Annotated in this window: 28 protein-coding genes; 10 read left to right on the plus strand and 18 right to left on the minus strand. The window is 66.1% G+C overall.

What is annotated here, in order from left to right; genetic code table 11:
* Positions 1-35: 35 nt before the first annotated feature.
* Genes AXA74_RS23890 through msrB form a run of 3 tightly spaced genes read right to left on the minus strand, consistent with a single transcriptional unit; the run spans position 36 to position 1,274 of the window.
* A complete protein-coding gene (locus AXA74_RS23890; RefSeq protein WP_080666537.1) occupies positions 36-308 on the minus strand; it encodes a BolA family protein in 273 nt (90 codons plus the stop codon).
* Between the two features lies 1 nt (position 309).
* Positions 310-876, minus strand: a complete 567-nt coding sequence (locus tag AXA74_RS09525) for a septation protein A (protein ID WP_032978316.1) — start codon at positions 874-876, stop codon at positions 310-312.
* The gene (gene msrB / locus AXA74_RS09530; RefSeq protein WP_029578748.1) at positions 873-1,274 is read right to left on the minus strand and encodes a peptide-methionine (R)-S-oxide reductase MsrB; all 402 of its coding nucleotides are present in this window, start codon (positions 1,272-1,274) and stop codon (positions 873-875) included. The genes AXA74_RS09525 and msrB overlap by 4 nt, the downstream gene beginning before the upstream one ends.
* A 50-nt stretch (positions 1,275-1,324) precedes the next feature.
* Between msrB and AXA74_RS09535 the strand changes: the two genes are divergently transcribed.
* The 7 genes from AXA74_RS09535 (at position 1,325) to AXA74_RS09565 (ending at position 8,348) form a co-directional block, all read left to right on the plus strand.
* Positions 1,325-2,002 (plus strand): energy-coupling factor ABC transporter ATP-binding protein, encoded by a 678-nt coding sequence (locus AXA74_RS09535; RefSeq protein WP_029578747.1) that lies wholly within the window; start codon positions 1,325-1,327, stop codon positions 2,000-2,002.
* A complete protein-coding gene (locus tag AXA74_RS09540; protein ID WP_029578746.1) occupies positions 1,999-2,586 on the plus strand; it encodes an energy-coupling factor transporter transmembrane component T family protein in 588 nt (195 codons plus the stop codon). Before AXA74_RS09535 ends, AXA74_RS09540 begins: the two co-directional genes overlap by 4 nt.
* Before the next feature lie 43 nt (positions 2,587-2,629).
* The gene (locus tag AXA74_RS09545) at positions 2,630-3,181 is read left to right on the plus strand and encodes a biotin transporter BioY (RefSeq protein WP_029578745.1); all 552 of its coding nucleotides are present in this window, start codon (positions 2,630-2,632) and stop codon (positions 3,179-3,181) included.
* Positions 3,182-3,407: 226 nt separating this feature from the next.
* Positions 3,408-4,571 (plus strand): ABC transporter substrate-binding protein, encoded by a 1,164-nt coding sequence (locus tag AXA74_RS09550; RefSeq protein ID WP_029578744.1) that lies wholly within the window; start codon positions 3,408-3,410, stop codon positions 4,569-4,571.
* Between the two features lie 163 nt (positions 4,572-4,734).
* Entirely contained in the window at positions 4,735-5,772 is a 1,038-nt protein-coding gene (locus tag AXA74_RS09555; protein WP_029578743.1) for a branched-chain amino acid ABC transporter permease, read from the plus strand.
* Between the two features lie 3 nt (positions 5,773-5,775).
* Complete coding sequence (locus AXA74_RS09560) at positions 5,776-7,611, plus strand: branched-chain amino acid ABC transporter ATP-binding protein/permease (protein WP_048940247.1); 1,836 nt, start codon at positions 5,776-5,778, stop codon at positions 7,609-7,611.
* Positions 7,608-8,348 carry an ABC transporter ATP-binding protein gene (locus AXA74_RS09565; RefSeq protein ID WP_029578741.1) on the plus strand — a complete coding sequence of 247 codons (741 nt, stop codon included), beginning with the start codon at positions 7,608-7,610 and terminating at the stop codon, positions 8,346-8,348. The genes AXA74_RS09560 and AXA74_RS09565 overlap by 4 nt, the downstream gene beginning before the upstream one ends.
* A 6-nt stretch (positions 8,349-8,354) precedes the next feature.
* Here AXA74_RS09565 and AXA74_RS09570 read toward each other — a convergent pair whose 3' ends face one another.
* From AXA74_RS09570 to fdxA, 13 genes are all read right to left on the minus strand, one after another.
* Positions 8,355-10,454, minus strand: coding sequence for a phosphocholine-specific phospholipase C (locus tag AXA74_RS09570; RefSeq protein ID WP_032978311.1), 2,100 nt, complete (start codon positions 10,452-10,454; stop codon positions 8,355-8,357).
* Positions 10,455-10,537: 83 nt separating this feature from the next.
* Positions 10,538-11,377 (minus strand): branched-chain amino acid aminotransferase, encoded by an 840-nt coding sequence (locus tag AXA74_RS09575; protein ID WP_029578739.1) that lies wholly within the window; start codon positions 11,375-11,377, stop codon positions 10,538-10,540.
* Between the two features lie 47 nt (positions 11,378-11,424).
* Positions 11,425-11,697, minus strand: coding sequence for a helix-turn-helix domain-containing transcriptional regulator (locus AXA74_RS09580; protein ID WP_370736556.1), 273 nt, complete (start codon positions 11,695-11,697; stop codon positions 11,425-11,427).
* Between the two features lie 105 nt (positions 11,698-11,802).
* The gene (locus AXA74_RS09585) at positions 11,803-12,786 is read right to left on the minus strand and encodes a branched-chain amino acid ABC transporter permease (protein WP_029578738.1); all 984 of its coding nucleotides are present in this window, start codon (positions 12,784-12,786) and stop codon (positions 11,803-11,805) included.
* Positions 12,783-13,670, minus strand: a complete 888-nt coding sequence (locus tag AXA74_RS09590; protein ID WP_029578737.1) for a branched-chain amino acid ABC transporter permease — start codon at positions 13,668-13,670, stop codon at positions 12,783-12,785. Before AXA74_RS09590 ends, AXA74_RS09585 begins: the two co-directional genes overlap by 4 nt.
* A 90-nt stretch (positions 13,671-13,760) precedes the next feature.
* Positions 13,761-14,975, minus strand: coding sequence for an ABC transporter substrate-binding protein (locus AXA74_RS09595; protein ID WP_029578736.1), 1,215 nt, complete (start codon positions 14,973-14,975; stop codon positions 13,761-13,763).
* Positions 14,976-15,031: 56 nt separating this feature from the next.
* Positions 15,032-15,742, minus strand: coding sequence for an ABC transporter ATP-binding protein (locus AXA74_RS09600; protein WP_029578735.1), 711 nt, complete (start codon positions 15,740-15,742; stop codon positions 15,032-15,034).
* Positions 15,739-16,512 carry an ABC transporter ATP-binding protein gene (locus AXA74_RS09605; protein WP_029578734.1) on the minus strand — a complete coding sequence of 258 codons (774 nt, stop codon included), beginning with the start codon at positions 16,510-16,512 and terminating at the stop codon, positions 15,739-15,741. Before AXA74_RS09605 ends, AXA74_RS09600 begins: the two co-directional genes overlap by 4 nt.
* A 211-nt stretch (positions 16,513-16,723) precedes the next feature.
* A complete protein-coding gene (gene nth, locus AXA74_RS09610) occupies positions 16,724-17,359 on the minus strand; it encodes an endonuclease III (RefSeq protein WP_029578733.1) in 636 nt (211 codons plus the stop codon).
* 30 nt (positions 17,360-17,389) lie between these two features.
* On the minus strand, positions 17,390-18,019 hold the full coding sequence (rsxB, locus tag AXA74_RS09615) for an electron transport complex subunit RsxB (protein WP_029578732.1): 630 nt from the start codon (positions 18,017-18,019) through the stop codon (positions 17,390-17,392).
* 51 nt (positions 18,020-18,070) lie between these two features.
* Positions 18,071-19,297 (minus strand): polyhydroxyalkanoate depolymerase, encoded by a 1,227-nt coding sequence (locus AXA74_RS09620; RefSeq protein ID WP_029578731.1) that lies wholly within the window; start codon positions 19,295-19,297, stop codon positions 18,071-18,073.
* A 136-nt stretch (positions 19,298-19,433) separates the two neighbouring features.
* Positions 19,434-20,231, minus strand: a complete 798-nt coding sequence (locus tag AXA74_RS09625; protein WP_029578730.1) for a ferredoxin--NADP reductase — start codon at positions 20,229-20,231, stop codon at positions 19,434-19,436.
* 35 nt (positions 20,232-20,266) lie between these two features.
* The gene (gene fdxA, locus AXA74_RS09630) at positions 20,267-20,590 is read right to left on the minus strand and encodes a ferredoxin FdxA (RefSeq protein WP_029578729.1); all 324 of its coding nucleotides are present in this window, start codon (positions 20,588-20,590) and stop codon (positions 20,267-20,269) included.
* A gap of 158 nt (positions 20,591-20,748) precedes the next feature.
* On the opposite strand from fdxA, the gene pncB reads away from it, so the two are divergent.
* Together pncB and AXA74_RS09640 are read left to right on the plus strand one after the other, a co-directional pair.
* The gene (gene pncB / locus AXA74_RS09635) at positions 20,749-21,924 is read left to right on the plus strand and encodes a nicotinate phosphoribosyltransferase (protein ID WP_032957276.1); all 1,176 of its coding nucleotides are present in this window, start codon (positions 20,749-20,751) and stop codon (positions 21,922-21,924) included.
* A 36-nt stretch (positions 21,925-21,960) separates the two neighbouring features.
* Positions 21,961-22,314, plus strand: coding sequence for a RidA family protein (locus AXA74_RS09640; protein WP_029578727.1), 354 nt, complete (start codon positions 21,961-21,963; stop codon positions 22,312-22,314).
* A 31-nt stretch (positions 22,315-22,345) separates the two neighbouring features.
* Here the strand turns inward: AXA74_RS09640 and AXA74_RS09645 are convergent, their stop codons facing one another.
* The gene (locus tag AXA74_RS09645; RefSeq protein ID WP_029578726.1) at positions 22,346-22,861 is read right to left on the minus strand and encodes a flavodoxin family protein; all 516 of its coding nucleotides are present in this window, start codon (positions 22,859-22,861) and stop codon (positions 22,346-22,348) included.
* Entirely contained in the window at positions 22,858-23,691 is an 834-nt protein-coding gene (locus AXA74_RS09650) for a M90 family metallopeptidase (RefSeq protein ID WP_029578725.1), read from the minus strand. Before AXA74_RS09650 ends, AXA74_RS09645 begins: the two co-directional genes overlap by 4 nt.
* 203 nt (positions 23,692-23,894) lie before the next feature.
* Here AXA74_RS09650 and AXA74_RS09655 point away from each other — a divergent pair, with 203 nt between their 5' ends.
* On the plus strand, positions 23,895-26,132 hold the full coding sequence (locus AXA74_RS09655; RefSeq protein WP_029578724.1) for a RelA/SpoT family protein: 2,238 nt from the start codon (positions 23,895-23,897) through the stop codon (positions 26,130-26,132).
* The last annotated feature ends 11 nt before the right edge of the window (positions 26,133-26,143 follow it).

The raw sequence follows: 26,143 nt of genomic DNA on the forward strand, positions 1-26,143 counted from the left end.
CTGGGGAGTGTATGGGTGAATTTGGCAGGAATGTACTACGGAGCTCGCGTATCCAGTGCAAGCGCGTGTATCGGGAACGGAATCAGATCGTGCAAATGATGATACACCAGGCGATGCCGGGCAACAGGCGTTAATCCCGCAAAGGCTTCTGACACAATCAGGACGCGATAATGCCCCGCGCCGCCCTGTGCGCCTGCATGGCCGGCGTGCAAATGGGACTCATCCGATATCTCCAGCTGCGAAGGCGCCAGCGGCGCCAGGCGTTCCCGGATGAGGGCGGCACGGTCTTGTGAGGAGGTCGGGTTCATATCAGTCGGGGCGGCCGTCCTTGTCGGCGCCGGGCTCTTGCATGTGGCGGCCCAGCCAGAGAGATTGCACGATGACGAAGGCGATCAGGAGTCCCATCAGGCCGAAGACCTTGAAGTTGACCCATTGCGATTCGCTGAAATGGCCCGAGAAGGCCACATACAGGTTGACCGCGCCGGCGGCCAGGAAAAACAGCGCCCAGCTCAGGTTGAGCTTATTCCAGAGCGCGTCGGCCAGGCTGATCTGTTTTTCGAGCAGGCGGCGGATCAGGTTGCGGCCGAACAGGTAGCGGCTGGCCAGCAGGGCGCCGCCGAACAGCCAGTACAACACCGTGGGTTTCCATTTGATGAAGACGTCGCTGTGCAGCCAGAGCGTGGCGCCGCCGAAGATGACGATCACCGACAGGTTGATCCAGTGCATGCCCTCGATCGCCTTGCCCGTCAGCTTGAGCCAGAAGATCTGCGCCACCGAGGCGGTGATCGCTACGGCCGTGGCGGCATAGATGTCGGCAAAGCGGTAGGCGGCGAAAAAGAGGATGAGCGGGAAAAGATCGAAGAGGAACTTCTTCATGCGGGATCCAGCGGCTCGAACTTCAGGGACAGCGAGTTGATGCAATAGCGCAGGCCGGTCGGCTCGGGACCGTCGGGAAAGACATGGCCCAGGTGCGAGTCGCAGATATTGCACAGGACCTCGGTGCGCACCATGCCGTGGCTGGTGTCGGTTTCCTCGCGCACGCGCGCCGGGTCGATGGGCTCGAAATAGCTGGGCCAGCCGCAGCCGGCGTCAAACTTGGTATCGGAGGCGAACAGCGGCGTGCCGCAGCCCACGCAGCGGTAAATGCCTTCGGTGAAAGTATCCCAATAGCGGCCCGTGAAGGCGCGTTCGGTCCCTTTTTCTCGGGTGACGTGGAATTCCTGGGGGCTGAGCTGGGCACGCCATTCGGCGTCGGACTTACGGACTTTTTCCATGGCAGATTGGATCGGCGCAGTGCGAAATGGTTCGGGCATAATCCCGCTCCATGTTAATCGAGTTTGATCAGGCGGTCGTGATCGTGGAGGGCAGGCCGCTTTTGCAGGTGCCCGGCCTGACCCTGTCCGAACGTCGCGTGGGCATCGTCGGACCCAACGGGGCGGGCAAGAGCACGTTTTCGCGCCTGATCAACGGCTTGTTGCTGCCCGACCAGGGCCAGGTCCGGGTCAATGGCCTGGATACGCGCCGCGAGGCCCGGGCCATCCGGCGCCAGGTCGGCTTCGTTTTCCAGAATCCCGACAACCAGATCGTTTTTCCCATCGTGCGCGAAGACCTGGATTTCGGGCTCAAGCCCCTGGGGTTGCCGGCCGCCGAGCGCGCCGCCCGGGTGGCGGCCCAGCTGGAGCTCCTGGGCATCGCTCATCTGGCCGAGCGCAGCAGCTTCAGCCTGTCCGGCGGCGAGCGGCAATTGGTGGCGCTGGCGGCCGTGCTGGTGCGCGAGCCGGGCCTGGTCGTGTTCGATGAGCCCACCACCCAGCTGGACCTGCGCAACCGCAACCGCGTGCGCGATGCGATCGCGGCGCTGGCGCCGTCGGCCTGCGTGGTCAGCCACGACTTGGAGCTGCTGGCCGATTTCGACCGCGTGCTGGTGATCAGCGAGGGGCGTATCGCCGCCGATGACCGGCCGGCCGCCGCGCTGCGCTGGTATCGGGAGCACTGCGCATGATGGAGCCGCTCTATACCCCCGGCCATACGCTGCTGCATCGGCTGCCGGCCGGCCTGAAGCTGGCATTGCTGATGGCCGCCGGCGCGGGCCTGTTTGCCCTGGATGACGCGCATTGGCTGAGCCTGGCCTGCCTGGCGGCGGCGGGGCTGGTGGCGGCCTGCCGTCCCCGGCCGGCCAAGCTTTGGCGCCAGGTACGTGGGCTGGTGCTGATCCTGGCCGCCGTCGGCCTGTTCACCGGCTGGACGCAGGGCCCGCAGGCGGCCTTGGCCGTGTTGGCCCGTTCGGCGGCGCTCATCGGCCTGGCCATGGCCGTGACCCTGAGCACGCCGGTGCCGGCCATGTTGGCGGCCATAGAGCGGGGCTTGTCCCCGCTGTCGCGCTGGATGGACCCGGGCCGCGTCAGCCTGGCTTTCGCGCTCTGCCTGCGTTTTGTGCCGGAGATCTGGCGCAACTACCAGGAGATCCGCGAGGCCCAGGCCGCGCGGGGCCTGGGCCATCATCCGCTGGCCTTGCTGGTGCCGCTCATCGTCCGCACGCTCAAGCGCGCCGAGGAAGTGGCCCAGGCCATCGATGCCCGCTCCTGACCCGGGGCGGGCATCGCCCATATACCAATCGAGGGGAAGACGCATGACAAGCAAGAACCTGGTGCTGGCGGCCCTGTTTGCCGCGCTGATCGTAGTCCTGAGCCTGATGCCGCCCATTCCTCTGCCGGGCATTCCCGTGCCCGTCACGCTCCAGACCCTGGGCGTGATGCTGGCCGGCGTCATGCTGGGCCCCTGGCGCGGCGCGGCGGCCTGCCTGCTGTACCTGGCGCTGGCCGCCATCGGCCTGCCCGTGCTTCCTGGAGGACGGGGAGGCCTGGGCGTGTTCGCCGGACCCACGGGCGGGTTCCTGGTTGGCATGTTGCTCGGCGTCATCGTGGCGGGCCTGCTGGCCCGCGCGCTGGCCCGCGGCGGCATGTGGCGCGCCTTGGGCGCTTATGTGCTGGCTTGCTTGCTGGGCGGCATCGTGGCGGTGTACGCCATTGGCGTGCCCTGGCTGGCCGCGGTGACCCAGATGGGCTTGGCCAAGGCGGCCATGGCGGTGGTGGTCTTCCTGCCCGGCGACCTGGCCAAGGCCGCCGTGGCCTCCTGGGTCGCCTGGCGCGTCGAGCGCGTGTGGCCCTTGCTGCGGCGTTGAGCTCCCCGGGATTTCCCGGAAAGACGTTTGGCGGTCTTCCGGAGACAATTCGCCATTATCAAATGCATTTGTTTGGACGGATGGACGCCATCCTAGGGTAGATACCGGGACATTCGAGGACGTGTCCTGATACTCTTTTAACCCTATAATATTTTTTTCTGTATAACTTTAAACAGGCCTTTCGCCCGCTCCCTGGGCATCTCGGCCACCACAGGAGACAAAAATCATGCGCAAGCACTTTGGCTTGTCGGCGGTTGCCGCCGCCCTCGCCCTGGGTCTGCCGCTCCTCGCGAGCGCGCAGGTCAAGGTCGGCGTCACGGTTTCCTCGACCGGTCCGGCCGCCTCGCTGGGCATTCCCGAGCGCAACACCGTTGCGCTGCTGCCCAAGGAAGTCGCCGGCCAGAAGATCGAGTGGATTGTGCTGGACGACGCCACCGACACCACGCAGGCCGTCAAGAACTCGCGCAAGCTGGCCTCCGAAGACAAGGTCGACGTGCTGGTGGGCACCTCGGTGACGCCGGGGTCGCTGGCCATGGTCGACGTCGCCGCCGAAACCAAGGTCCCCATGATCAGCGTGGCCGCCAGCGCCAAGATCGTCGAGCCGGTGGATGACAAGCGCCGCTGGGTGTTCAAGACCCCCCAGAATGACGCCCTGATGGCCAGCGCCCTGGCCGACGCCATGGTCAAGTCCAAGGTCAAGACGCTGGGCTTCATCGGCTTTGCCGACGCCTACGGCGACGGCTGGCTGGCCGTGATGGAAGCGGCCGCCAAGGCCAAGGGCATCCAGATCACCAGCATCGAGAAGTACAGCCGCACCGACACCAGCGTCACCGGCCAGGTGCTCAAGCTGGTGAGCGCCAAGCCCGACGCCATCCTGATCGCCGGCGCCGGCACGCCCTCGGCGCTGCCGCAGAAGGAACTGAAGGCGCGCAACTACGGCGGCCTGATTTTCCAGACCCACGGCGCGGCCAACAATGACGTGCTGCGCGTCTGCGGCAAGGACTGCGAAGGCATGCTGCTGCCGGCCGGCCCGCTGCTGGTGGCCGCCCAGCTGCCCGACAGCAACCCGGTCAAGAAGTCGGCGCTGGAGTATGTCCATGCCTATGAAAAAGCCCATGGCGACGGCTCGGTCAACACCTTTGGCGGTCATATGTGGGATGCCGGCCAGCTGATCGTCGCGGCCATTCCCGAAGCCATCAAGGGCGGCGCCAAGCCCGGCACGCCGGAGTTCCGCGCCGCGCTGCGCGATGCGCTGGAAAACGTCAAGAACCTGGCCGTTTCGCAGGGCGTGTTCAACATGAGCCCGACCGACCATGCCGGCTTTGACGAGCGTTCGCGCGTCATGGTCAAGGTCAAAGACGGCAAGTGGACCTACCAGCCCGATCTGTAAACCGTGCAAGGCGGCGCTGTTCGCGGCAGCGTCCGCCCGGCTGACGTAGTATCGCGGCTGCATCACCACGCACCGGCCTTACGGGCCGGTGTGTTGTATTCGCAGTGTCCCAGGTGGGGCCGGGACACGAAGAACCACAAGTCGTACATAAGGTCGTAGTTCGATGGATTCCTCAATTGCGCTCATCTTGCTGCAAGACGGTATCGTCAACGGCGCCATCTATGCCCTATTGGGCATGGCACTGGTGCTGGTGTTCGCCGTCACGCGCGTCATCTTCATTCCTCAAGGCGAATTCGTCGCGTTCGGCGCCTTGACGCTTGCCATGCTGGTCGACGGCCGGATACCGGGCACGGTCTACCTGCTGGCCCTGCTGGGCGGACTGGCCTTCCTGTTCGAACTGCTGCGCGCGGCGCGCACCGGCGTGTGGTCCTCGCTGCCCAAGAGCCTTGCCGGCTATATCGTCCTGCCCCTGCTGCTGCTCTGGATCGCGACGTCGTACGCGGCCCCCGGCAATTCGCTCTGGCTGAACATGCTGCTGACCCTGGTGCTGGTCATCCCCATGGGCCCCATGGTGTACCGCATCGTCTACCAGCCCCTGGCCGAGGCCAGCGTGCTGGTCCTGCTCATCACCTCCGTGGCCGTGCACTTCGCCCTCATGGGCCTGGCCCTGGTGTTCTTCGGCGCCGAAGGCTGGCGCACGCCCGCCTTCGTGAGCGGGCAGGTCGACCTGGGCTTCACCACCTGGTCGGCGCAAAGCCTCTTCGTGGTCGCGACCTGCGCCATTCTCATCGTGGCCCTGTGGCTGTTTTTCGGCAAGACGCTGTATGGCCGCGCCCTGCGCGCCACGGCGGTCAACCGCCGAGGCGCGCGCCTGATGGGCATCAGCACCACCATGTCGGGCAGCCTGACCTTTACCCTGGCCGTGGCCATCGGCGCCATGTCGGGCATGCTGATCGCGCCCATCACCACCGTCTATTACGACACGGGCTTTCTCATCGGCCTGAAGGGCTTCGTCGGCGCCATCATCGGCGGCCTGGCCAGCTATCCGGTGGCCGCCGCCGGCTCGCTGCTGGTGGGCGTGCTGGAAGCCTTCTCTTCCTTCTGGGCCAGCGCCTACAAGGAAGTCATCGTCTTTACCCTGATCATTCCGGTTCTGGTCTGGCGTTCGTTCAGCAGCCGTCATGTGGACGAAGAGGAATAAGCCATGAACCGCATCCTGCTCGCCTTGTTCATTGTCGTCCTGGCCGCGCTGCCAGTCCTGTCCGCCACCCCCGAGTTCTGGATCACCCAGCTCAACTACATTGGCCTGGCCAGCCTCGTGGCCCTGGGCCTGGTGCTGTTGACCGGCGTGGGCGGCCTGACGAGTTTCGGCCAGGCGGCCTTCGTCGGCCTGGGCGCCTACACCACCGCCTACCTGACCACGCAATACGGGACCTCGCCGTGGCTGGCCCTGGCGGCCGGCCTGCTCATCACCGCGGCCGTGGCTTTCTTCCTGGGCCTGATCACCCTGCGCCTGTCGGGCCACTATCTGCCGCTGGGCACCATCGCCTGGGGCCTGTCGCTGTTCTACCTGTTCGGCAATCTCGACTTCCTGGGCAAGCATGACGGCATCGCGGGCATCGAGCCCGTGTCGCTGTTCGGCATGTCGCTGGCCAGCGGGCGCCATATCTATTACCTCATCTGGGTGCTGGTGCTGCTGGCCCTCTGGGCGACGCGCAACCTGCTGGACTCCCGGCCCGGACGCGCCATCCGCGCCTTGAAGAGCGGCGCGGGCATGGCGGAGTCCATGGGCGTCAACACGGCCAGCTACAAGATCATCATCTTCGTCTGGGCCGCCTTGCTGGCTTGCCTGTCGGGCTGGCTCTATGCGCATATGCAGCGCGCGGTCAGCCCCAGCCCCTTTGGCCTGAACTACGGCATCGAGTATCTCTTCATGGCCGTGATCGGCGGTGCCGCCCATGTCTGGGGCGCGGTCCTGGGATCGGCCGTGATCCTGGGCCTGAAGGACCAGCTGCAGAACTGGCTGCCCAAGCTGCTGAACACCGACGCCAATTTCGAGCTTATCGCCTTCGGCGTGCTGATGATCCTGGTGCTGCAGTACGCCAGCCAAGGGCTGTGGCCGATTTTCGCGGGCTGGTGGGCTCGTCTCACCGGCGGGGCGGCCTCGCGCCGCAGCCTGGCGCCACCGCCCGAGGCCGCGGCGCTGCCGCAGCGCCAGCGCCCGACCGCGGGCGAGCTGGTGCTCGAAGTCGACGCCATCCGCAAGGAGTTCGGCGGTCTGGTCGCCGTCAATGACATCAGCTTCAAGGTGCGCGCCGGCGAGATCATGGGCCTGATCGGCCCCAACGGCGCGGGCAAGAGCACGACCTTCAATCTCATCAGCGGCGTGCTGCCGGTCACGCGCGGACAGGTGCGTTTCCTGGGCCAGCGTACCGATGGGCTGTCCGCCCGCGCCATCGCCCAGCTGGGCGTCGGCCGCACCTTCCAGCATGTGCAGCTGCTGCCGACCATGACCGTCCTGGAGAACGTGGCGCTGGGCGCGCACATGCGCTCGGACGTCGGGGTGCTGGCCGGCGCGCTGCATAGCGAGCGCGGCCGCGAAGCCCAATTGCTGCATGAGGCCGCCACGCAGCTGCGCCGGGTCGGCCTGGGCGACTATCTCTACGAGCAGGCGGGCAATCTGGCGCTGGGCCAGCAGCGCATCCTGGAGATCGCGCGCGCCCTGGCCTGCGATCCGGTGCTGCTGCTGCTGGACGAGCCCGCTGCCGGCCTGCGCTACAAGGAAAAACAGGAGCTGGCCCAGGTGCTGGAGCAGTTGCGCGCCGAAGGCCTGAGCATCCTGCTGGTTGAACATGATATGGATTTTGTGATGCGCCTGACCAATCACCTGGTCGTCATGGATTTCGGCACCAAACTGGCCGAGGGCGTGCCGGCCGACGTACAGCAGAACCCCGCCGTGCTGGAGGCCTACCTGGGAGGCATCGACGACGATCTGCCCGAGGCCGACCGCGCGCCCGCCGCCGCCGGAGGTGTGCAATGAACGCCGTCCTCGAAGTGCGCGGCCTGTCGGCGCGCTATGGCAAGGTGGGGGCGCTGACCGACGCTGCGCTGCAGGTGCAGGCCGGCAGCATCGTGACCGTGATCGGCGCCAACGGTGCCGGCAAATCCACCATGCTCAATGCCATCATGGGTTCGCTGCCTCAGACCGGTCACGCGGCCGGCGCGGTGCAGTATGCCGGCAATGAAGTCTCGGGCTGGCAGGTCGAGCGCCGGGTAGCCGCGGGCATGTCGCTGGTGCCCGAGCGCCGCGAGCTGTTCGGCAGCATGTCCGTGGAGGACAATCTGCTGCTGGGCGGCTTCCGCCGCTATCGGGCCCGCGAGGCGGGCTGGCGCGACACGCTGCAGGAGGTCTTCGAGCTCTTTCCGCGCTTGCGCGAGCGGCGTGCCCAGCAGGCGGGCACGCTGTCCGGCGGAGAACGCCAGATGCTGGCCGTGGGCCGCGCGCTGATGGCCAAGCCGCAGCTGCTCATGCTGGACGAGCCCAGCCTGGGCCTGGCGCCGCGCATCGTGCGCGAGATCTTCCATATCATCGCGCGGCTGCGCGAGACCGGTGTGGCCATCCTGTTGGTCGAACAGAACGCCCGCGCCGCTCTCCAGGTGGCCGACTATGGCTATGTGCTCGAAACCGGCGAGATCGTCCTGCACGGCCCGGCGCATGAGCTGGCGGGCAATCCGCGCGTCATCGAGAGCTATCTAGGCCTGGGCAAGCAGCACTGAGGCGGCTCATATCGTCAGGCGCAGCGGCCCGCCCATGGCGGGGTCCGACACGGACGGCTGGCCGTTCTCCATGCGGCCGGCCAGCCGGCGATAGAAGTCCGCGTCGTCCGGGCTGTCGATCTCCACGTCGTACCAGCGGCCCGCTGCCGCCACGCTCCATTGCAGGGAGGCTTCTTCGCCCGGGGCCAGGCGCAGCGTCTGCTGCGCCAGGTCCCCGTAGGTGCTGCCGGCCAGCCGCAGGCGGCGGGGCCGGGTATCACCGTTGATGGCGCTAAGCCGCAGCATCCCAGCCTCGGGCAGATAGGCCAGCCGGACATGGACGGCCATGCGGCCGGCGTAGCGCCAGTGATAGCCATTGGGCCCCAATATCCAGAGATCGTGGCGGCCCTGCGCCCAGACGTCGCGCAAGCGCTTGCCCGGCTCGACGGTGTAGCGGCGCGGCGGGCCCTCCAAATGCAAGCGGTCGTAGACGTGAAAGACAGCCCCGGCGCGGCCGTCATTGATGAATTCCAGCTCGATGCCGCGCGTGCTCAGGCGCTCGCGCACATGCAAGGCGTAGGGTAGGGGGCGGGAGGGCCGCGTGCCGGCCTGCTGGCTTGCCGGCGGCGCCTCGGGCGGCGGCAGCGGCAAGGTCGTCCCGGCCAGGCCGGCAGCGCGCCGGGCCGGGGCTTCGGTGGGCGGCAGGCCGGATGGCGGGGTAGCCGGTTCGACGCGGAAATCGAAGATGGAAGTCAGGTCGCCGCAGACCGCGCGGCGCCAGGCCGAGATATTCGTCTCGGCCACGCCGAAGCGCCGCTCGATGAAGCGCAGGATGGACGTGTGGTCGAAGACCTCCGAGTTGACCCAGCCTCCCCGGGTCCAGGGCGAGATGACGTACATGGGCACGCGCGGTCCCAGGCCATAGGGGCTGCCGCGCAATCGCGGAAAATCATCCTGCTCCACGCCAGTGACGATCTCGTGATATTCGCCCGTGGTGTCCACCGTGGAAGCGCCCGCCAGCTGCGCATGCGCTTGTCCCGGGTCCCGCGAGGGCGGCGCGGGCGGCGGCATGTGATCAAAGAAACCGTCGTTCTCGTCGAACATGAGCAGCAGCACCGTCTTGCTCCAGACGTCGGGGTCTGCGGTCAGCGCGTGCAGCACGCGCGCGGTGTAGTCGGCGCCCTGGGCCGGGCTCGACGGGCTGGGGTGCTCGGAGCCCGCCTTGGTCGCGCAGATCCAGGAGACCTGCGGCAGCCGGCCGGCGCGCACGTCCGCCTCCAGGCTTTCCAGGCTATGGGTGGTCAGGGCTTCGCGCTTGAGGGCGGCCAGGGCGCCGGGCAGGCCCTGATAGGCATCGCGATAGGCCTTGAAGCCCGCGGTCGGATTGAGCGAATAGTTGTCTTTCATGTCCTGGTAGATGCGCCAGCTGATGCCGGCGCGCTCCAGGCGTTCCGGATAGGTCGTCCAGGTATAGGCGCCTGCCGGATCTCCGCCCGATAGCTTGTTATAGGTATTGCCCAACGCCGGGCCATGTCCGCGGCCCAGGCCATCGTTGCTGCCGCTCCAGGCGAACAGCCGGTTGGTGTTGGTGCCGCCCATGAACGAACAGTGATAGGCATCGCAGACGGTGAAGGCCTGGGCCAGGGCGAACTGGAAGGGCAGGTCGGCCTGGGCGAAATAAGCCATCGAATGGTCGCGCTTGAATACCGGCCAGCGGTGCATGCGCCCCATGTCCCAGGCATCCTGGGCATTGGACCAGGTATGGGGAGTGCCCTTGACGCGCATCAGCTCGAAGGTGCGCTCGGTGTCCAGGCGGAAAGGCCTCAGGACGCGCGGTGCGCCTTCATCGTTGAGCTGATTCCAGACCGTGGCATTGCGGCGGCCCTCGTGGTCGGGCACGGGGATGGGAAAGCGGTCGCCAAAGCCGCGCACGCCGGCCAGGGTGCCGAAATAATGGTCGAAGGAGCGATTCTCCTGCATGAAGACGACGATATGCTCGACGTCCTCGATGGTGCCGCTGCGGCGGCGCGGCTCGATGGCCAACGCCCGCCGAATGACGCCGGGAAACAGGCCCAGGGCAGTGCCTGCCATGGCCGTACTGCGCAGGAAATCACGTCGGGTCTTCATGGCCGGTCTCCGTCAGGCGCGCCACCAGGCCCGGCGCGCGACGGCCAGCATACCGCGCCCCGCCTGACAAACAGGTGAGGCGCTCAGGCGCTGCCTTCGGCGTAAGACATATACAGCTGATGGGCGCGCCGGGCCATGGGGCCATACGGCAGTTCGCGCGCCTCCACGCGGTTGGCGTGCACCACCTTGCCGTAATTGCCGGTGGAGAAGACTTCATCGGCCTGCTCGATATCGGCCCGGTTCAGGCTGCGCTCCTGGACGTCCACGCCGTCGGCGCGCAGCAAGGCGAGCACGCGCTGGCGGGTGATGCCGTTCAGGAAGGTGCCATTGGGCACGGGCGTGGACACCACGCCGTCCTTGGCGATCCAGAGATTGCTGGAGGCGAACTCCGCCACATGGCCGTCGCCATCGCACATGATGGCATTGTCGAAACCGCGCGCCGCCGCGTCGGCGATGGCGCGCTGCCCGTTGGGATAGAGGCAGGAGGCCTTGGCGTCGGTCGGCGCCATGTTGGGCCAGCAGCGCGCGTAAGGAGAGAAGCAGGCCGAGAAGCCCTGCGTGCCGGGCATCGCCGCCTGGAAGACGTGCAGCACGAACTGCGTCTTTTGCGCGTCCGGCAGCAGGAAACCGTCGGCGCAGTAGAACATGGGCTTGATATAGAGCTCGGTGCCTGCCGGAAAACGCGCGATGGCTTCGCGGCACAGGGTTTCGATCTCGGTGGCGCTGAGCGCCGGCTTCATGAGCATGCGCTCAGCCGAGCGCACGACGCGCTGGCAGTGCAGGTCGAGGTCGGGCGTCAGTCCGCGAAAGGCGCGCGCGCCGTCGAACACCATGCTTGCCATCCAGAAGGCATGATCGGCCGGGCCGAGCAGCTTGGGGTTTTCGGTCAACCACTGGCCGTGATACCAGAATAGGGCGTCCATCTTGAGTCGGTCCTTCAGTCGCGGGCGGTTGCCCAGGGACGGGGGCTTCAGGCGTCGGGCGGGGATTTCAGCGCCAGCCTCAGTCCCATGGCGCGCAGGATGGCCAGCAGGCTGCTGAGGGCTGGATTGCCCTTGGGCGAGAGCGTGCGATAGAGCTGGGTGGTGTTGAGCTGGGCTTGCTGGGCGACCGCCTGCATGCCCCCGAAAGCGTGCGTCAGATGGCGCAGCACGGTCAGCAGCCGGGCCTGGTCGCCGTTTTCCAGCAGGGCATTGAGATGCTCCAGCGCCAGCCCCGGATCGCGGCGGTACAGCTCGGCCATCGCTTCGTCGTCATGCGACAGGGTGCTCATTGCCCCTTCCTCCGCCAGTCTTGTGCAAGGCGCCCCGCCCGCGGTCAGGCGGGCGCGGCGCTCGGGTGCTGTGTATCAGGCGCGCGCGGCGCGGCGCCGCTCCAGCCAGGCGCTGAATTCGCCCACCAGGCCGCGTCGGAAGGCCATGACGCAGATCACGAAGATCAGGCCGATGACGATGGTGACCGATTCGCCCAGGCGCAGGAACCAGTCTACTCCTGTCAGATTGGCCATGAACTGGCCAAAGTCTCCGACTTTGTTTTCCAGCAACACCACCACGAAGGCACCGATAATGGGGCCGGTGAGTGTCCCCAGGCCGCCGATCAGGGTCATGAGGATGACCAGGCCGGACATCTGCCATGTGGCGTCCGAAAGCGTGGCCGACACGAAGACCAGGGTCTTGGTGGCGCCGGCCAGCCCGGCGATGGCGGCCGACAGCACGAAGGCCAGCAGCTTGAAGCGGTCGGTGTCATAGCCCAGGGAAATGGCGCGCGGCTCATTCTCGCGCAGGCCCTTGAGCACCTGGCCGAAGGGCGAATGCACCGCGCGCCAGATGATGAAATAGCCGATGGCGAAGATAGCCATCACCAGGTAGTAGAGGTTGATATCCTGCGACAGGTCTATCATGCCCAGCAGCTTGCCGCGCGGCACGCCTTGCAGGCCGTCTTCGCCGCCGGTGAACTTGGCCTGCAGAAAGAAGAAGAACACCATCTGCGCCAGGGCCAGCGTGATCATGGCGAAATAGATGCCGCTGCGGCGGATGGCCAGGGCGCCGATCACCAGGCCCAGCAAGGCGGCGGTCAATACCCCGAAAAGCAGCCCGAGCTCGGTGGGCCAGCCCCAGACCTTCAGGGCCTGGCCGGCGGCATAGGCCGCGCTGCCCAGGAAGGCCGCATGGCCGAAGGACAGCAGCCCCGTGTAGCCCAGCAGCAGGTTGAAGGCGCAGGCAAACAGCGCATAGCACATCACCTTCATGGCGAAGATCGGATAGACGCCCAGGAACGGCAAGGCGCCCACGATGATCGCGGCGGCGAGATAGCCCAGAAGTTGACGGTTCATTTCTCTTTTCCAAACAGCCCGGCCGGGCGCAGCAGGAGCACGATGGCCATGATGATGAAAACGACGGTGCTCGAGGCTTCGGGCCAGAACACCTTGGTCAGGCCCTCTATCACGCCCAGCCCCAGGCCGGTGACGATGGCGCCCATGATCGAGCCCATGCCGCCGATCACGACCACGGCGAACACCACGATGATGAGGTTGGAGCCCATCAGCGGAGAGATTTGCAGCACCGGCGCGGCCAGCACGCCCGCGAACCCGGCCAGCGCCACGCCGAATCCATAGGTCAGCATGACCATGCGCGGGACGTTCACGCCAAAGGCTTCGACCAGGCGGGGATTCTCGGTGCCGGCGCGCAGCAGGGCGCCCAGGCGCGTGCGTTCGATGACGAACCAGGTGGCCAGGCAGACCACGATGGAGGCGACCACCACCCAGCCCCGGTAGATGGGCAGGATCATGAAACCGAGATTCGTGGCGCCGCGCAGCAGCTCCGGCGTCGGGTAGGGCTGTCCCGAGACGCCATAGACGCTGCGGAATAGCCCTTCGATCAGCAGTGTCAGCCCGAAGGTCAGCAGCAGGCCGTAGAGATGATCCAGCTTGTAGAGGTGGCGCAGCAGCAGGCGCTCGATGACGATGCCGAACAAGCCCACCACCAGCGGCGCGACGACCAGCATGACCCAGTAGTTCAGGCCCAGATAGCTCAGGCCCATCCAGGCCAGGAAGGCGCCCAGCATATAGAGCGCGCCATGGGCGAAATTGATGACGTTGAGCAGGCCGAAAATGACCGCCAGCCCCAGCGAGAGCATGGCATAGAAGGAACCGTTGACCAGACCGAGCAGCAGTTGCCCTAGCAATGCCTGTATGGGGATGCCGAAAATATCAGTCATCTTGTAAGAGTCCTGCGCGAGCGATGGTAATCGTTGCGATGAGCGGCGCGGCCCTGCCGGTCAGGCAAGGCCGCGCTTGGGAGGGACGGTTTACTTCTTGACCAGCTTGCAGGTCGATTCGGACAGCTTGGTGTAGACCTCGTTGCCGGGCAGCGTGGCCACCACCTTGTAATAGTCCCAGGGGGCCTTGGACTCGGCGGGCGTCTTGACCTGCATGAGATACATGTCGTGGATCATGCGGCCGTCTTCGCGCACAAAGCCGCCCTGGGCGAAGAAGTCGTTGATCTTGTTCGACTTCATCCATTTCATGAGGGTGTCGGCATCGTCGGTGCCGGTGGCCTTCACGCCGTTGAGGTAGAAGCTCACGGCCGAGTAATCGGCCGCCTGCAGCATGGAGGGCTTGCGGTTGATCTTGGCTTCGAACTTCTTGGACCAGGCGCGCGAGGCGTCGGATTGATCCCAGTACCAGCCGTCGGTCAGGTACATGCCCTTGGTGGCTTCCAGGCCCAGCGAATGGATGTCGTTGATGAAGACGAGCAGGCCGGCCATCTTCATGGTGCTGGTGATGCCGAATTCGTTGGCGGCCTTGATCGAGTTGATGGTGTCGCCGCCGGCGTTGGCAAGGCCCAGGATCTGGGCCTTGGAGCTCTGCGCCTGCAACAGGAAGGACGAGAAGTCCGAGGCGCCCAGCGGGGCGCGGACCTGGCCCTTGACCTCGCCGCCCGAGGCCTTGACCACGTTGGCGGTGTCGCGCTCCAGCGCATGGCCGAAGGCATAGTCGGCCGTCAGGAAGAACCAGGTCTTGCCGCCATCCTTCACCACCGCCGAGCCCGTGCCGCGCGCCAGCGCCACCGTGTCGTAGGCGTAGTGCACCGTATAGGGCGAGCACTGGGCGTTGGTCAGGTCCGAGGCCCCGGCGCCGATGGCGATGAAGGGTTTTTTCTTCTCGGCGGCGACCTGCGCCATGGCCAGGCTGGTGGCCGAGTTGGTGCCGCCGATCAGCACGTCCACCTTCTGCTGGTCGAACCACTCGCGCGCGCGTGCCGAAGCGACGTCCGCCTTGTTCTGGTGGTCGGCCGACAGCAGCTCGATCTTCTTGCCATTGATGTTGCCGCCCGCGTCCTCGATGGCCATGCGGATGGCTTCGACGCCAGCCTTGCCGTCAATGTCCGAGTACACCCCCGACATGTCGGTGATGAAGCCGATGCGTATGACGTCATCGGAAATGCCTTGAGCCTGGGCGGGTAGCCCGGTGATTCCCAGGCCGGCGAAGGCCAGTGCAGCAGTGATGGTGTGCAACTTCATGGGATGACTCCTCTTCCTGTGGTGGAACCGGGCGGGCCGGTGGGGGACAGGTGTTCTCAGACGCCCAACAATTCGTTGAGCGTGTCCTGTTTCTCAGGCAGTTCGGCCGCGCCGAAGTGTTCGACGATCTGGCCGTGTTCCATGACGTAGAAACGATCGGCCAGCGGGGCGGCAAAGCGGAAATTCTGTTCGACCATGACAATGGTGTAGCCGCGCGCCTTGAGGGCGGTGATCATGCGCGCGAGCGCCTGCACGATGACCGGGGCCAGGCCCTCGGAGATTTCATCGAGCAGCAGCAGGTTGGCGCCGGTGCGCAGGATGCGGGCCACGGCCAGCATCTGCTGCTCCCCGCCCGACAGGCGCGTGCCGGGAGAGTGACGGCGCTCATGCAGGTTGGGGAACATTTCGTAGATCTCGGCCAGCGACATGCCACCGCCCAGCGCGCCCACCGGCGGAGGCAGGAGCAGGTTTTCTTCGCACGACAGGCTGGCGAAGATGCCCCGCTCTTCGGGGCAATAGCCCACGCCCAGATGCGCGATCCGGTAGGTGGGCAGGTCGATGGCCTCGGTGCCATGGATGCGCACCGAGCCGCTGCGCGATCCGGTCAGCCCCAGGATGGCCCGCAGCGTGGTCGTGCGGCCGGCGCCATTGCGCCCCAGCAGCGTGACGACCTCGCCCTGCGAGACGCTCAGGTTGACGCCGTGCAGGATGTGCGATTCGCCATACCAGGCCTGCAGATTGTTGATTTCCAGCGCGGGCGAGCTCATGCATGGGCTCCTTGCAGTTCGCCTTCCGTCGTGCCCATGTAGGCCTGCATGACGGCCGGATGCCGCGATACCTCCGCATAGGGGCCTTCGGCCAGGACGGCTCCGCGGGCCAGCACGGTGATGGTGTCGGCGATGGACGACACCACGTTCATGTTGTGCTCCACCATGAGAATGGTGCGGCCCGCGCTCACGCGCTTGATGAGCTGGGTGACGCGGTCCACATCCTCGTGGCCCATGCCCTGCGTGGGTTCGTCCAGCAGCATGAGTTCCGGCTCCATGGCCAGCGTGGTGGCGATCTCCAGCGCGCGCTTGCGGCCGTAGGGAAGATTGACCGTGACCTCATCGGCGAAGCCGCCGAGGTCGACCTCTTCGAGCAGCGCGCGCGCCGGTTCATTGAGGTAGTGCAGACCGCGTTCGCTGCGCCAGAAGTGATAAGACAGCCCGGTCTTGCGCTGCAGGCCCAGGCGCACGTTTTCGAGCACCGTGAGATGCGGGAATACGGCCGAGATCTGAAACGAGCGTATCACGCCGCGCCGCGCGATCTGGGCCGGCCGTTCGCGCGTGATGTCCTGCCCATTGAAACGGATGCTGCCGGAGGTCGGCGACAGGAATTTCGTCAGCAGATTGAAGCAGGTCGTCTTGCCGGCGCCGTTGGGGCCGATGAGAGCATGGATCTGTCCACGCTTGACGCGCAGGTTGACGTTGTTGACCGCGACAAAGCCGCGGAACTCCTTGGTCAACCCTTTTGTCTCCAGGATCGTATCGTCCATTACGCTGTACCCGCGTGGCTTTTCTAGAAGTTGCGGCGAGTATGCGATACCTGATCCCTCAAATTCCATGAGGGTTTTTCATAGGTTTTGCGCTGCGCAATGCGCGATTGTCAGCCAGGCGACATTGGCCCTTGGCGCGAGGGGCAATGGAAGTTACATGCTGTCATCGCAACGCAGCAATCGGAACGATTTCCGTTGCCGGGCGGCAGGATCAGGCAGGCGTCTTGGACTTGAATTCGCACAGATCCGAGATGCCGCATTGCGGGCACTTGGGTTTGCGCGCCACGCAGATATAGCGGCCGTGCAGGATCAGCCAGTGGTGGGCGTCCTGCTTGAACTCCGCCGGAACGACTTTCTCCAGCTTCAGTTCAACGTCCAGCACATTCTTGCCCGGCGCCAGCCCGGTGCGGTTCGAGACACGGAAAATATGCGTGTCCACCGCCATCGTAGGCATGCCGAAAGCGGTGTTGAGGACCACATTGGCCGTCTTGCGGCCCACGCCAGGCAGCGCTTGCAGCGCCTCGCGGCTTTGCGGCACCTGGCCGCCATATTGCTCCAGGATGATGCGGCTGGTGGCGATGGCGTTCTTGGCCTTGGTGCGAAACAGACCTATGGTCTTGATGAACGCCGTCAGGCCGGCTTCGCCCAACTCCACCATGCCCTGCGGCGTGCCGTGCCGGGGAAAGAACTTGCGCGTGGCGATGTTGACGGACTTGTCCGTGGCCTGGGCGGACAGCAAGACCGCGATCAGTAACTGGAACGGCGTTTCGTATTCCAGTTCGGTGGTCGGCTTCGGGTTGGCGGCTCGCAGGCGCTCGAAGATTTCGCGTCGTTTGGCGGCGTTCATGGTGGGTTCGACGGGCCGGCGGGCCCTGCATTAAGGACGTTGGCCGCGGCGCGCGCGGGCGCGCGCCAGCGCGGCCTCGATGGCGGAGCGCTTCTGGGCTTCAGCCTGGGCCGAGGGCTGGGGCTCGGCCGGCGCTTGGACCGGGGCCTGGGCCATGAGGCGGGCATTGTCGGCGGTTTCGCGCGCCAGCCGGGCCGCGCGGTCGGCATGGCGCTGGCGCGCGGCCTGGGCGTCCTGTTCGGTCCAGGCGCGGCCGGCGGGCACCATCTCGATGCAATCGACCGGGCAGGGCGCCACGCACAGGTCGCAGCCGCTGCACAGCGCCGGCAGCACGGTGTGCATGCGCTTGTTGGCGCCCACGATGGCGTCCACCGGACAGGCGCGTATGCAAAGCGTACAGCCTATGCAGTGCGTCTCGTCGATGCGCGCCACCTGCAGCGGGCCGGGCTCGCCGCGCGTGAGGTCCAGCGGCAATTCAGCCGTGGCCAGCAGGGCGGCGAGCGTCTTGACGCCCTCCTGGCCGCCGGGCGGGCAGCGGTTGATCGGCGCGGCCTGCTCGGCCATGGCCTGGGCGTAGGGTCGGCAGCCGTCGTAGCCGCATTTCGTGCATTGCGTCTGCGGTAGTACGGCGTCGATGCGGTCGGTGAGTGAGAGCGGCATACAAAGAGAAACGGGCCCTGCGGGCCCGTTGGCAGCGCGTTGCGGGACCCGTCAGGACTGGCGGATGAATTCGGCGATTTTAGGGCAGACCAGTTCGCGCCAGCGCCGGCCCGAGAAGATGCCGTAGTGCCCCGCGCCTTGGACCGTGTAATGCGCCTTGCGCGCCGCGGGAATGCCGCTGCAGAGCTTGATGGCCGCGCGGGTCTGGCCTTGGCCGGAGATGTCGTCCAGTTCGCCTTCCACGGTAAGCAGGGTGGTTTTCTTGATGGCCTGCGGGCGCACCCGCTCGCCGTCGATCTGCCAGCTGCCTTCGGGCAGCTGGAACTCCTGGAAGACCGTGCGTATGGTGTCGAGATAAAACTCCGCGGGCATGTCGAGCACCGCGTTGTACTCATCATAGAAGCGGCGGTGCGCGGCGGCGTCGCTGTCATCGCCGCGCAGCAGATGCAGGTAGAAATCGTAGTGCGATTTCAGGTGGCGGTCCGGGTTCATGGCCATGAAGCCCGCATGCTGCAGGAAACCGGGGTAGACCTTGCGGCCGGCGCCGGGGTAGTTCAGCGGCACGGCATGGATCAGCTGGGTTTCAAACCAGGAATAGGGCTTGGTGGTGGCCAGGTTGTTGACCTGGGTGGGCGATTCGCGCGGATCGATGGGCCCGCCCATCATGACCATGCTGCGCGGTTGTACCGGTTCATCGGCGGCGGCCATCAGCGAGATCGCCGCCAGCACCGGCACCGTGGGCTGGCAGACCGAGATGACGTGCAGGTCGGGGCCCAAATGGCGGATGAACTCCTGGATATACCGCACGTAGTCGTCCAGGTGGAAGGGGCCGGCCGAGGTCGGGACCATGCGGGCATCCACCCAGTCCGTCACGTAGACGTCGTGCGCCGGCAGCAGGGCCCGCACGGTGTCGCGCAGCAGCGTGGCGTGATGGCCTGACAGCGGGGCGACCACGAGCACGCGGGGGTCCTTGCGGGCGGCCGTGCGGCGCAGGTCGCGCTGGAAATGCACCAGGCGGCAGAAAGGCTTGTCCAGCGCCACCGCTTCCACCACTTTGACCGCGCGCCCGTCGATGGCCGTGCTTTCCAGGCCCCAGGCGGGTTTCTGGTACTCCTTGCCGATGCGGTGCAGCAGTTCGCAGCTGGCGGCCAATTGGCGCGACAGCGGCGTGTAGGCCAGGGGGCTGTAGGGGCTGGAGAAGAGTTGCGAGCTCGCGTCCGTGAAAGCGGCCAGGGGCCGCAGGAAGGCCCGCTGCATTTCGTGCAATTCGTACAGCATCTGGCAGGAATCCTAGAGAACCGGTGACTTATTATTGCCGTCGACTATAACGGTATTTCGCGAATGTCTGATTTGAAGGCGGGCGGCAGCGGGGTTTGTTGTGAAAAAGCACCGGCTGCCAGCGTTCTGGCCCCGATTACCAGTAGTTTTCGACCGCCAGATTGCCCGGAATCCCCCGCCGCCCCGGGGCAAAACCGCGTTCGGCGAGCAATTTGCGCGCATCGGCCAGCAGGCCGGGATTGCCGCAAAGCATGATCTTCACGCGGGACGGATCCAGCGGCTCGTCGAGCAGGGCTTCCAGCCGGCCGTCGGCCAATAGCGTGGTGAGCCGCTCCTGGGGCACCCCGGGCAGCGCCTGGCGCGTGGCCACGGGCAGATAGCGCAGCTTGTCCGGCCGCTGCGCGAAATACGGTGCCAGGTCGGGCCGCCGGTGCAGGTTCTCGATTTCTTCGCGGTAGGCGAGCTCATCGGCCTGGCGCACCCCATGCACGAGCGCGATGCGCTCGAAACGCTGCCAGGTGGCCGGGTCGCGCAGCATGGACAGATAGGCCGACAAGCCCGTGCCCGAGGCCAGCAGCCAGAGCGAGCCGCCGGGCTCGAAGCGGTCCAGGGTCAGGAAGCCGAAGGGCTTTTTCTCGACATAGAGCGCGTCGCCCGGACGCAGCGCGGCCATGCGCGGACTGAACTCGCCCTCGGGAACCACGATGGAATAGAACTCCAGCGCATCTTCGCCCGGAGCGCTGACCATGGAGTAGGCGCGCCAGAGCGTGGGCTCGGCATCCGGCGTGGCCTGGGCCGGCAGGCCGAGGCGGGCAAACTGTCCCGGCAGGAATTCAAACTGCGGGTCCCGTGTCAGCCGCAGCGAAAGCAGCTTTCCGGGGACCCAGATGCGGACATCGGTAACGGTCTGGCGTGTGTATTTGCTATCGGTCATGGCAGGGCGCGGCCGCGGCGCGGTCGCGCGCGGGCTCAACGTTCGAGATGCTGCAGCTTGTCCTGCACGCCGTTCCATTGATCGGCATCGGGCAGGGGCTTCTTGGCGCGGCTGATGCTGGCGAATTCGCTGGAAAGCTCGGCGTTCAGGGCGATGAACTTCATCTGATCCTGCGGGACGTCTTCCTCGGCGTAGATGGCGTTGGCCGGGCACTCGGGAATGCAGACCGCGCAGTCGATGCACTCGTCCGGGTCGATCACCAGGAAGTTCGGACCTTCCCGAAAACAGTCCACCGGACAAACATCGACGCAGTCGGTGTACTTGCACTTGATACAGTTTTCGGTAACAACGTGGGTCATTCTGGATAACTCCGGATCGGGCGGGGCTGGTGCTTTGTATTGCTCGATTTTACCCGAGCGGGGCCGCGGGGCACGATAACCCGGGAAGCGGGCAGGGTGTCCGGGGCGGCGGAAACGCCCGATATGCTATGGTTGCCGCAAATAGGCCCCCAAGCATCATGATTATCACTTCGCTGCTCGACACCGACCTGTATAAGTTTTCCATGATGCAGGTGGTGTTGCACCATTTTCCGGCCGCCCAGGTCGAATACCGCTACAAATGCCGGAATCCGGGCGTGAATCTGCGCCCCTACCTGGACGAAATCCGCCAGGAAGTGCACCAGCTGTGCCAATTGCGTTTCACCGATGAAGAGCTGGATTATCTTCGCGGCCTGCGCTTCATCAAGAGCGATTTTGTCGATTTCCTGGGCTTGTTCCATCTGCCGGAGCGCTGTATTGCCATCGGCGAGGGCAAGGAGCCGGGTGAGATCTCCATCACCGTGAAAGGCCCCTGGCTGCATACCATCTTGTTCGAGATCCCGGTGCTGGCTATCGTCAACGAGGTCTATTTCCGCAATATGCAGCCCGACCCCGACTGGGAGGAGGGCCGCAAGCGCCTGCAGTCCAAGATGCACCTCGTGCTGGACGACCCGGCGCTGGCCGATTTCCGCGTGGCCGAGTACGGCACGCGGCGCCGCTTCTCCAAGCGCTGGCACGAAGAAGTGGTCACCACCATGAAGGCCCAGATGGGGCCGCATTTTGCCGGCACCAGCAATGTGCTGTTCGCCATGCAGCACAACGTGCTGCCGTTGGGCACCATGGGGCACGAATACCTGCAGGCCTGCCAGGCCCTAGGCCCGCGGCTGCGCGACTCGCAGGTCTTCGCGCTCGAGGTCTGGGCCAAGGAGTACCGTGGCGACCTCGGCATCGCGCTGTCGGACGTCTATGGCATGGATGCTTTCCTGCGCGACTTCGACATGTATTTCTGCAAGCTTTTCGACGGCGCGCGCCACGATTCCGGCGACCCCTTCGTCTGGGGCGAGCGCTTGCTCGAGCATTACCGCAAGAATCGCGTCGATCCGCGCACCAAGACCCTGGTATTCTCCGATTCGCTGACCTTCCCGCGCGCTATCGAGCTCGCCCGCCAGTTCGCGGGCCGCTGCAAGGTATCGTTCGGGATCGGCACCAATCTCACCAATGACCTGGGGCACCAGCCCTTGCAGATCGTGATGAAGATGGTCCGCTGCAATGGTCAGCCGGTTGCCAAGGTCTCGGATGCGCCCGAGAAGACCATGAGCGATGATCCGGCCTATCTGGCCTATCTGCGACAGGTCTTCCAGCTGCCGCCGGCCTGACATCTTTTTCCATCTCCATCCTCTAAGGGGAAGTTTATGAGCAGCATCAAGCGCTTCAACGTTGAAAAGCGCCTGTCCGACATGGCCGTCTACAACGGCGTGGCCTATCTGGCCGGCCAGGTGCCCGACGACGCCTCTCTGGACATCACCGGCCAGACCGAGCAGGTCCTGGCGACCATCGACCGCCTGTTGGCCGAAGCCGGCACCGACAAGACCAAGATCCTGATGGCCCAGATCTTCGTGGCCAACATGAAGGAATTCGACGGCATGAACAAGGCCTGGGACGCTTGGGTGCCGGCCGGCAACTCGCCCCCGCGCGCCACCGTCGAGGCCCGCCTGGCCAATCCCGACTACAAGGTCGAGATCGTCGTGACCGCCGCCATCGCCTGATGTGCGCAGCCCGCCTGGTGCCGTCCTGGCATCAGGCGGTGGCCCCCAGCAAGAGGGTGGCCGCAAGCAATCCCCCCAATTCTTCGGCGCGTGCCCTGGCGTCCTGGTCCAGATTCTTCGGAGCCAGAATGGCCTCGGGCGTCTGCGCGCCGTTGCGCGCGATGAGCGCCGGGGCGATCAGCGCCAGCCGCCAGCCGGTGCAGATGCGCTCGAGCTGGCGCACCGCGCCTTCGCCGTCGCTGCCGGCGCTCACCGCGATGCCGTAGGGCCGTCCGGCCAGGCGGTCCAGGACCGCGTAATAGCTGCGATCGAAGAAGGCCTTCATTTCGCCGCTCAGGCTGGCCAGGTTTTCGGGCGCGCAGAAAAGAAACCCATCGGCGGCGATCAGGTCTGGTCCCTGCGCCTCATGGGCCTGCAGGCGCCGCACGCGGAAATCATCGTCATGGCCGAGTTCCGCGGCGGTGTTCAGCGCGCCGATTTCGCTTGCTTCGGATAGCTGGCGGGCCGCGCCCGTGCGCGAGTGCCAGACGATGAGCAGTTCTTTCATGACAGCCTCGCCACCGGGTCTTGCCGGTAGTAGCTGCGCAGCAGCGCATACCATTGCGGCATGGTCTCGGCCAGGGCCCAGGGATCGGCGAAAAAATGCTCGGAACTGACCGCGAAGAACTCCGCCTCGTCGCTGGCCGCATAGGGATCCAGCGGCAGCTGCCCGTACCAGGCATCGGCCTCGGGGCTCTCGGGATCCACGTCCGCGGGGATGGCTGCCTCGATCTCGTCCAGGGCCTGGCAGAAGCGCGCCAGGCAATCCTCCAGTATCTGGCGCCATTGGCGCGGGCGCAGATCGGGATGGGCGCCCAGGTCGGGCATGCCGTCGGCGATGCCGGCCTGGAGATCCAGCTTGTGGGCGAACTCGTGGATCACCACGTTGAAGGCGCCCTCGGCATTGGCCGCGTCATCCCAGGACAGCACCACCGGACCGCCATCCCAGGCCTGCCCGGCGGCTTCTTCGAGGTATTCATGCACCACGCCGTCTTCGTCCTGCACGCTTTGCGGGATGGCGAAGCCCGAGGGATAGACGATGATCTCCTCCCATCCCTCGTAGAGCCGCGGGTCCAGCTTGAGGATGGGCAGCGCGGCTTGGGCGCAGATCGACAGGCGCATGAAGTCGGTCAGCGCCAGGCCCGCCGCGCCGTTGATCTGTTTGCTGGCCAGCAGCCAGGCCGCGCGCGCGCGCAGTTCCCCCAGCTCGGCCTCGTCCAGCGCCGCGAAAAAAGGATGTGCCGCCAGCACGTCCTGCCACAGCGGCTCGGGGATGCGTGCCTGCATCGCACTGACTTCATCGGCGCTGGCGCCGCGCCCTCCCAACCATCTCAGCATATCCATATTCCCTTCGATCCCACCTGGCAGGCGGGCTTGGCCAACGCTAGTGTAGAGTGTGCGAAATATTTCTAAAATGTCGGGCACAGACGGGCTTTCATTGCTTGTTGTAGTCCGCTCCCGTCATGGTCTTCAAGACCGGCTCCGGGGGCCCGGCTCAATAGTCGTTTCATTGTCTTTCTCGAGTCACCGCCGCGCCGATCATGTCCGCCACCGTAGAGTCTTCGCTGCCCGAGCCCTTTGACCTGGCCTGGCGCCGGGCGGCCAGCGCCGGCCTGGACGAGGCCGGCGCGGCCTTGCTGGCGCGCGCCGCCGCCTGGGCGCTGCCGCGCTTCGGCGATCAGGTGGCGGTCACGGGCGAAAGCCTGGCCCGCCACGCCGCGGGGGCGGCCCGCATCCTGGCCGACCTGCACACCGACGCGGCGACCCGCGCGGCCGCCTTGCTTGCCTCGCTGCCGACCGACCTGAGCGCGCCGGCTCCCGCCCTGCGCAATGATCCGGTGGCCACGGAGTTCGGCGCCGAAGTGGCCCGGCTGGTGCAGGGCGCGCGCGCCTTGCTGCGCCTGGGCATCGTGGCCCGCCAGGCCAGCGACAGCGCGGCCGATACCGGCTCCCAGAAAGAAATGCAGCGCAAGATGTTGCTGGCCATGGCAGCCGACCTGCGCATCGTGCTGATGCGCCTGGCGTCGCGCCTGCAGAGCCTGCGCTGGCATGCCGAAACCAAGACGCCCTGCAGCGCCGCTTTCGCGCAGGAGACGCTGGATCTCTACACCCCGCTGGCCAACCGGCTGGGCATCTGGCAGCTCAAATGGGAAATGGAAGACCTGTCCTTCCGCTTCCTGGATCCCGTCCGCTACAAGGAGATCGCCAAGCTGCTCGAAGAAAAGCGCGCCGAGCGCGAAGCTTTCATCGCCGATGCGATCGGGCGCATGCAGGCCGCGCTGGCGCGTGCCGGCATCAAGGGCGAGGTCAGCGGCCGGCCCAAGCATATCTACAGCATCTGGAACAAGATGCGGCTCAAAGGGCTGGATTTTTCCCAGATGTATGACCTGCGGGCGCTGCGCGTCATCGTCGACGATGTGCGGGACTGCTACGCGGCGCTGGCCCTGGTCCATGAGCTCTGGACGCCGCTGCCGGAAGAGTTCGACGACTATATCTCGCGTCCCAAGCCCAATGGCTACCGCTCCCTGCATACCGTGGTGGCCGATCACGATGGCCGGGCGTTCGAAGTGCAGATACGCACCCATGAAATGCACCAGTTCGCCGAGTATGGGATGGCGGCGCATTGGCGCTACAAGGAGGCCGGCGCGCGAGGCGGCCAGGTGGCGGCCTCCAGCGACTATGACCGCCAGCTGGCCTGGATGCGGCAACTCTTGGCCTGGAACAGCGATGTCGAGGCGGCCAAGGAAGACCCGCCCGCCGCCAAGGGCGCGGCGCGCGCCGCCGCCCGCGACGACCGCATCTATGTGCTCACGCCCCAGGCGCGCGTGATCGAGCTGCCGGCGGGCGCCACCCCGGTGGACTTCGCCTATCACCTGCATACCGACCTGGGCCACCGCTGCCGGGGCGCCCGGGTGGATGGACAGATGGTGCCTTTGCAGACACGCCTGTCCACCGGGCAGACCGTCGAGATCATCGCCGCGAAATCCGGCGGGCCCTCGCGCGACTGGCTCAATCCCCAGCTGGGCTACCTGGCCAGCCCCAGGGCCCGGGCCAAGGTGCGGCTCTGGTTCAATGCCATCGAACTGCAGCAGCGGATCACCCAGGGCCAGGCCCTGGTCGAGAAGGAACTGCAGCGCCTGGGCAAGACCGCCGTCAACCAGGAGCAGCTCGCGCAGAGCCTGGGCTTTGCCAGGGCGGACGATCTCTACGTGGCCGCGGCCAAGGAAGAGTTCAGCCTGCGCCAGATCGACAGCGTGTTCCAGCAGCCGGCGCCGGCGGCCGATCCGCCGCCGGTGCTGACCCATGCCCGCAGCGCCGACAGCGCCGAGAAGACCGGCAAGAGCGGGGTGCTGGTGGTCGGTGTCGGGTCGCTGCTGACCCAGCTGGCGCGCTGCTGCCGGCCGGCGCCGCCCGATGTCATCCGGGGGTTTGTGACCCGTGGGCGCGGCGTGTCCATCCATCGCGCCGACTGCCACAGCTTCAAGGTGCTGGCCGAGCGCGAGCCCGAGCGTGTCATCGACGTCGAGTGGGGCAATACCTCGGATAGCTTCTATCCGGTGGATATCAGCGTGCGAGCCCACGACCGTTCCGGCCTGCTGCGCGACCTCTCCGAAGTCTTCGCCCGCCTCAGGCTCAATGTGGTGGGCGTGAACACCCAGAGCAAGCAATCGCTTGCCCATATGGTGTTCACGGTCGAAGTGCGCGGCGGCGACAGCCTGCAAAAGGCCTTGGACGCCCTGCGCGAGGTGACCGGCGTCTCGTCAGCCGTGCGCCGCTAGGCGGCCTGGCG

The sequence above is a fragment of the Bordetella hinzii LMG 13501 genome, assembly GCF_001548475.1.
GTDB lineage: Bacteria > Pseudomonadota > Gammaproteobacteria > Burkholderiales > Burkholderiaceae_B > Bordetella > Bordetella hinzii.

Coding starts and splice junctions, on each gene's coding strand:
- rsxB (WP_029578732.1), bottom strand. CDS start 18,019: ATGCCGCTCTCACTCACCGACCGCATCGACGCCGTACTACCGCAGACG.
- AXA74_RS09655 (WP_029578724.1), top strand. CDS start 23,895: ATGTCCGCCACCGTAGAGTCTTCGCTGCCCGAGCCCTTTGACCTGGCC.
- AXA74_RS09645 (WP_029578726.1), bottom strand. CDS start 22,861: ATGAAAGAACTGCTCATCGTCTGGCACTCGCGCACGGGCGCGGCCCGC.
- AXA74_RS09590 (WP_029578737.1), bottom strand. CDS start 13,670: ATGACTGATATTTTCGGCATCCCCATACAGGCATTGCTAGGGCAACTG.
- AXA74_RS09550 (WP_029578744.1), top strand. CDS start 3,408: ATGCGCAAGCACTTTGGCTTGTCGGCGGTTGCCGCCGCCCTCGCCCTG.
- AXA74_RS09595 (WP_029578736.1), bottom strand. CDS start 14,975: ATGAAGTTGCACACCATCACTGCTGCACTGGCCTTCGCCGGCCTGGGA.
- AXA74_RS09555 (WP_029578743.1), top strand. CDS start 4,735: ATGGATTCCTCAATTGCGCTCATCTTGCTGCAAGACGGTATCGTCAAC.
- AXA74_RS09650 (WP_029578725.1), bottom strand. CDS start 23,691: ATGCTGAGATGGTTGGGAGGGCGCGGCGCCAGCGCCGATGAAGTCAGT.
- AXA74_RS09620 (WP_029578731.1), bottom strand. CDS start 19,297: ATGCTGTACGAATTGCACGAAATGCAGCGGGCCTTCCTGCGGCCCCTG.
- AXA74_RS09600 (WP_029578735.1), bottom strand. CDS start 15,742: ATGAGCTCGCCCGCGCTGGAAATCAACAATCTGCAGGCCTGGTATGGC.
- AXA74_RS09565 (WP_029578741.1), top strand. CDS start 7,608: ATGAACGCCGTCCTCGAAGTGCGCGGCCTGTCGGCGCGCTATGGCAAG.
- AXA74_RS09525 (WP_032978316.1), bottom strand. CDS start 876: ATGAAGAAGTTCCTCTTCGATCTTTTCCCGCTCATCCTCTTTTTCGCC.
- AXA74_RS09545 (WP_029578745.1), top strand. CDS start 2,630: ATGACAAGCAAGAACCTGGTGCTGGCGGCCCTGTTTGCCGCGCTGATC.
- AXA74_RS09585 (WP_029578738.1), bottom strand. CDS start 12,786: ATGAACCGTCAACTTCTGGGCTATCTCGCCGCCGCGATCATCGTGGGC.
- AXA74_RS09575 (WP_029578739.1), bottom strand. CDS start 11,377: ATGGACGCCCTATTCTGGTATCACGGCCAGTGGTTGACCGAAAACCCC.
- msrB (WP_029578748.1), bottom strand. CDS start 1,274: ATGGAAAAAGTCCGTAAGTCCGACGCCGAATGGCGTGCCCAGCTCAGC.
- AXA74_RS23890 (WP_080666537.1), bottom strand. CDS start 308: ATGAACCCGACCTCCTCACAAGACCGTGCCGCCCTCATCCGGGAACGC.
- AXA74_RS09625 (WP_029578730.1), bottom strand. CDS start 20,231: ATGACCGATAGCAAATACACACGCCAGACCGTTACCGATGTCCGCATC.
- nth (WP_029578733.1), bottom strand. CDS start 17,359: ATGAACGCCGCCAAACGACGCGAAATCTTCGAGCGCCTGCGAGCCGCC.
- AXA74_RS09640 (WP_029578727.1), top strand. CDS start 21,961: ATGAGCAGCATCAAGCGCTTCAACGTTGAAAAGCGCCTGTCCGACATG.
- AXA74_RS09560 (WP_048940247.1), top strand. CDS start 5,776: ATGAACCGCATCCTGCTCGCCTTGTTCATTGTCGTCCTGGCCGCGCTG.
- pncB (WP_032957276.1), top strand. CDS start 20,749: ATGATTATCACTTCGCTGCTCGACACCGACCTGTATAAGTTTTCCATG.
- AXA74_RS09535 (WP_029578747.1), top strand. CDS start 1,325: ATGTTAATCGAGTTTGATCAGGCGGTCGTGATCGTGGAGGGCAGGCCG.
- AXA74_RS09580 (WP_370736556.1), bottom strand. CDS start 11,697: ATGGCCGAGCTGTACCGCCGCGATCCGGGGCTGGCGCTGGAGCATCTC.
- AXA74_RS09570 (WP_032978311.1), bottom strand. CDS start 10,454: ATGAAGACCCGACGTGATTTCCTGCGCAGTACGGCCATGGCAGGCACT.
- fdxA (WP_029578729.1), bottom strand. CDS start 20,590: ATGACCCACGTTGTTACCGAAAACTGTATCAAGTGCAAGTACACCGAC.
- AXA74_RS09605 (WP_029578734.1), bottom strand. CDS start 16,512: ATGGACGATACGATCCTGGAGACAAAAGGGTTGACCAAGGAGTTCCGC.
- AXA74_RS09540 (WP_029578746.1), top strand. CDS start 1,999: ATGATGGAGCCGCTCTATACCCCCGGCCATACGCTGCTGCATCGGCTG.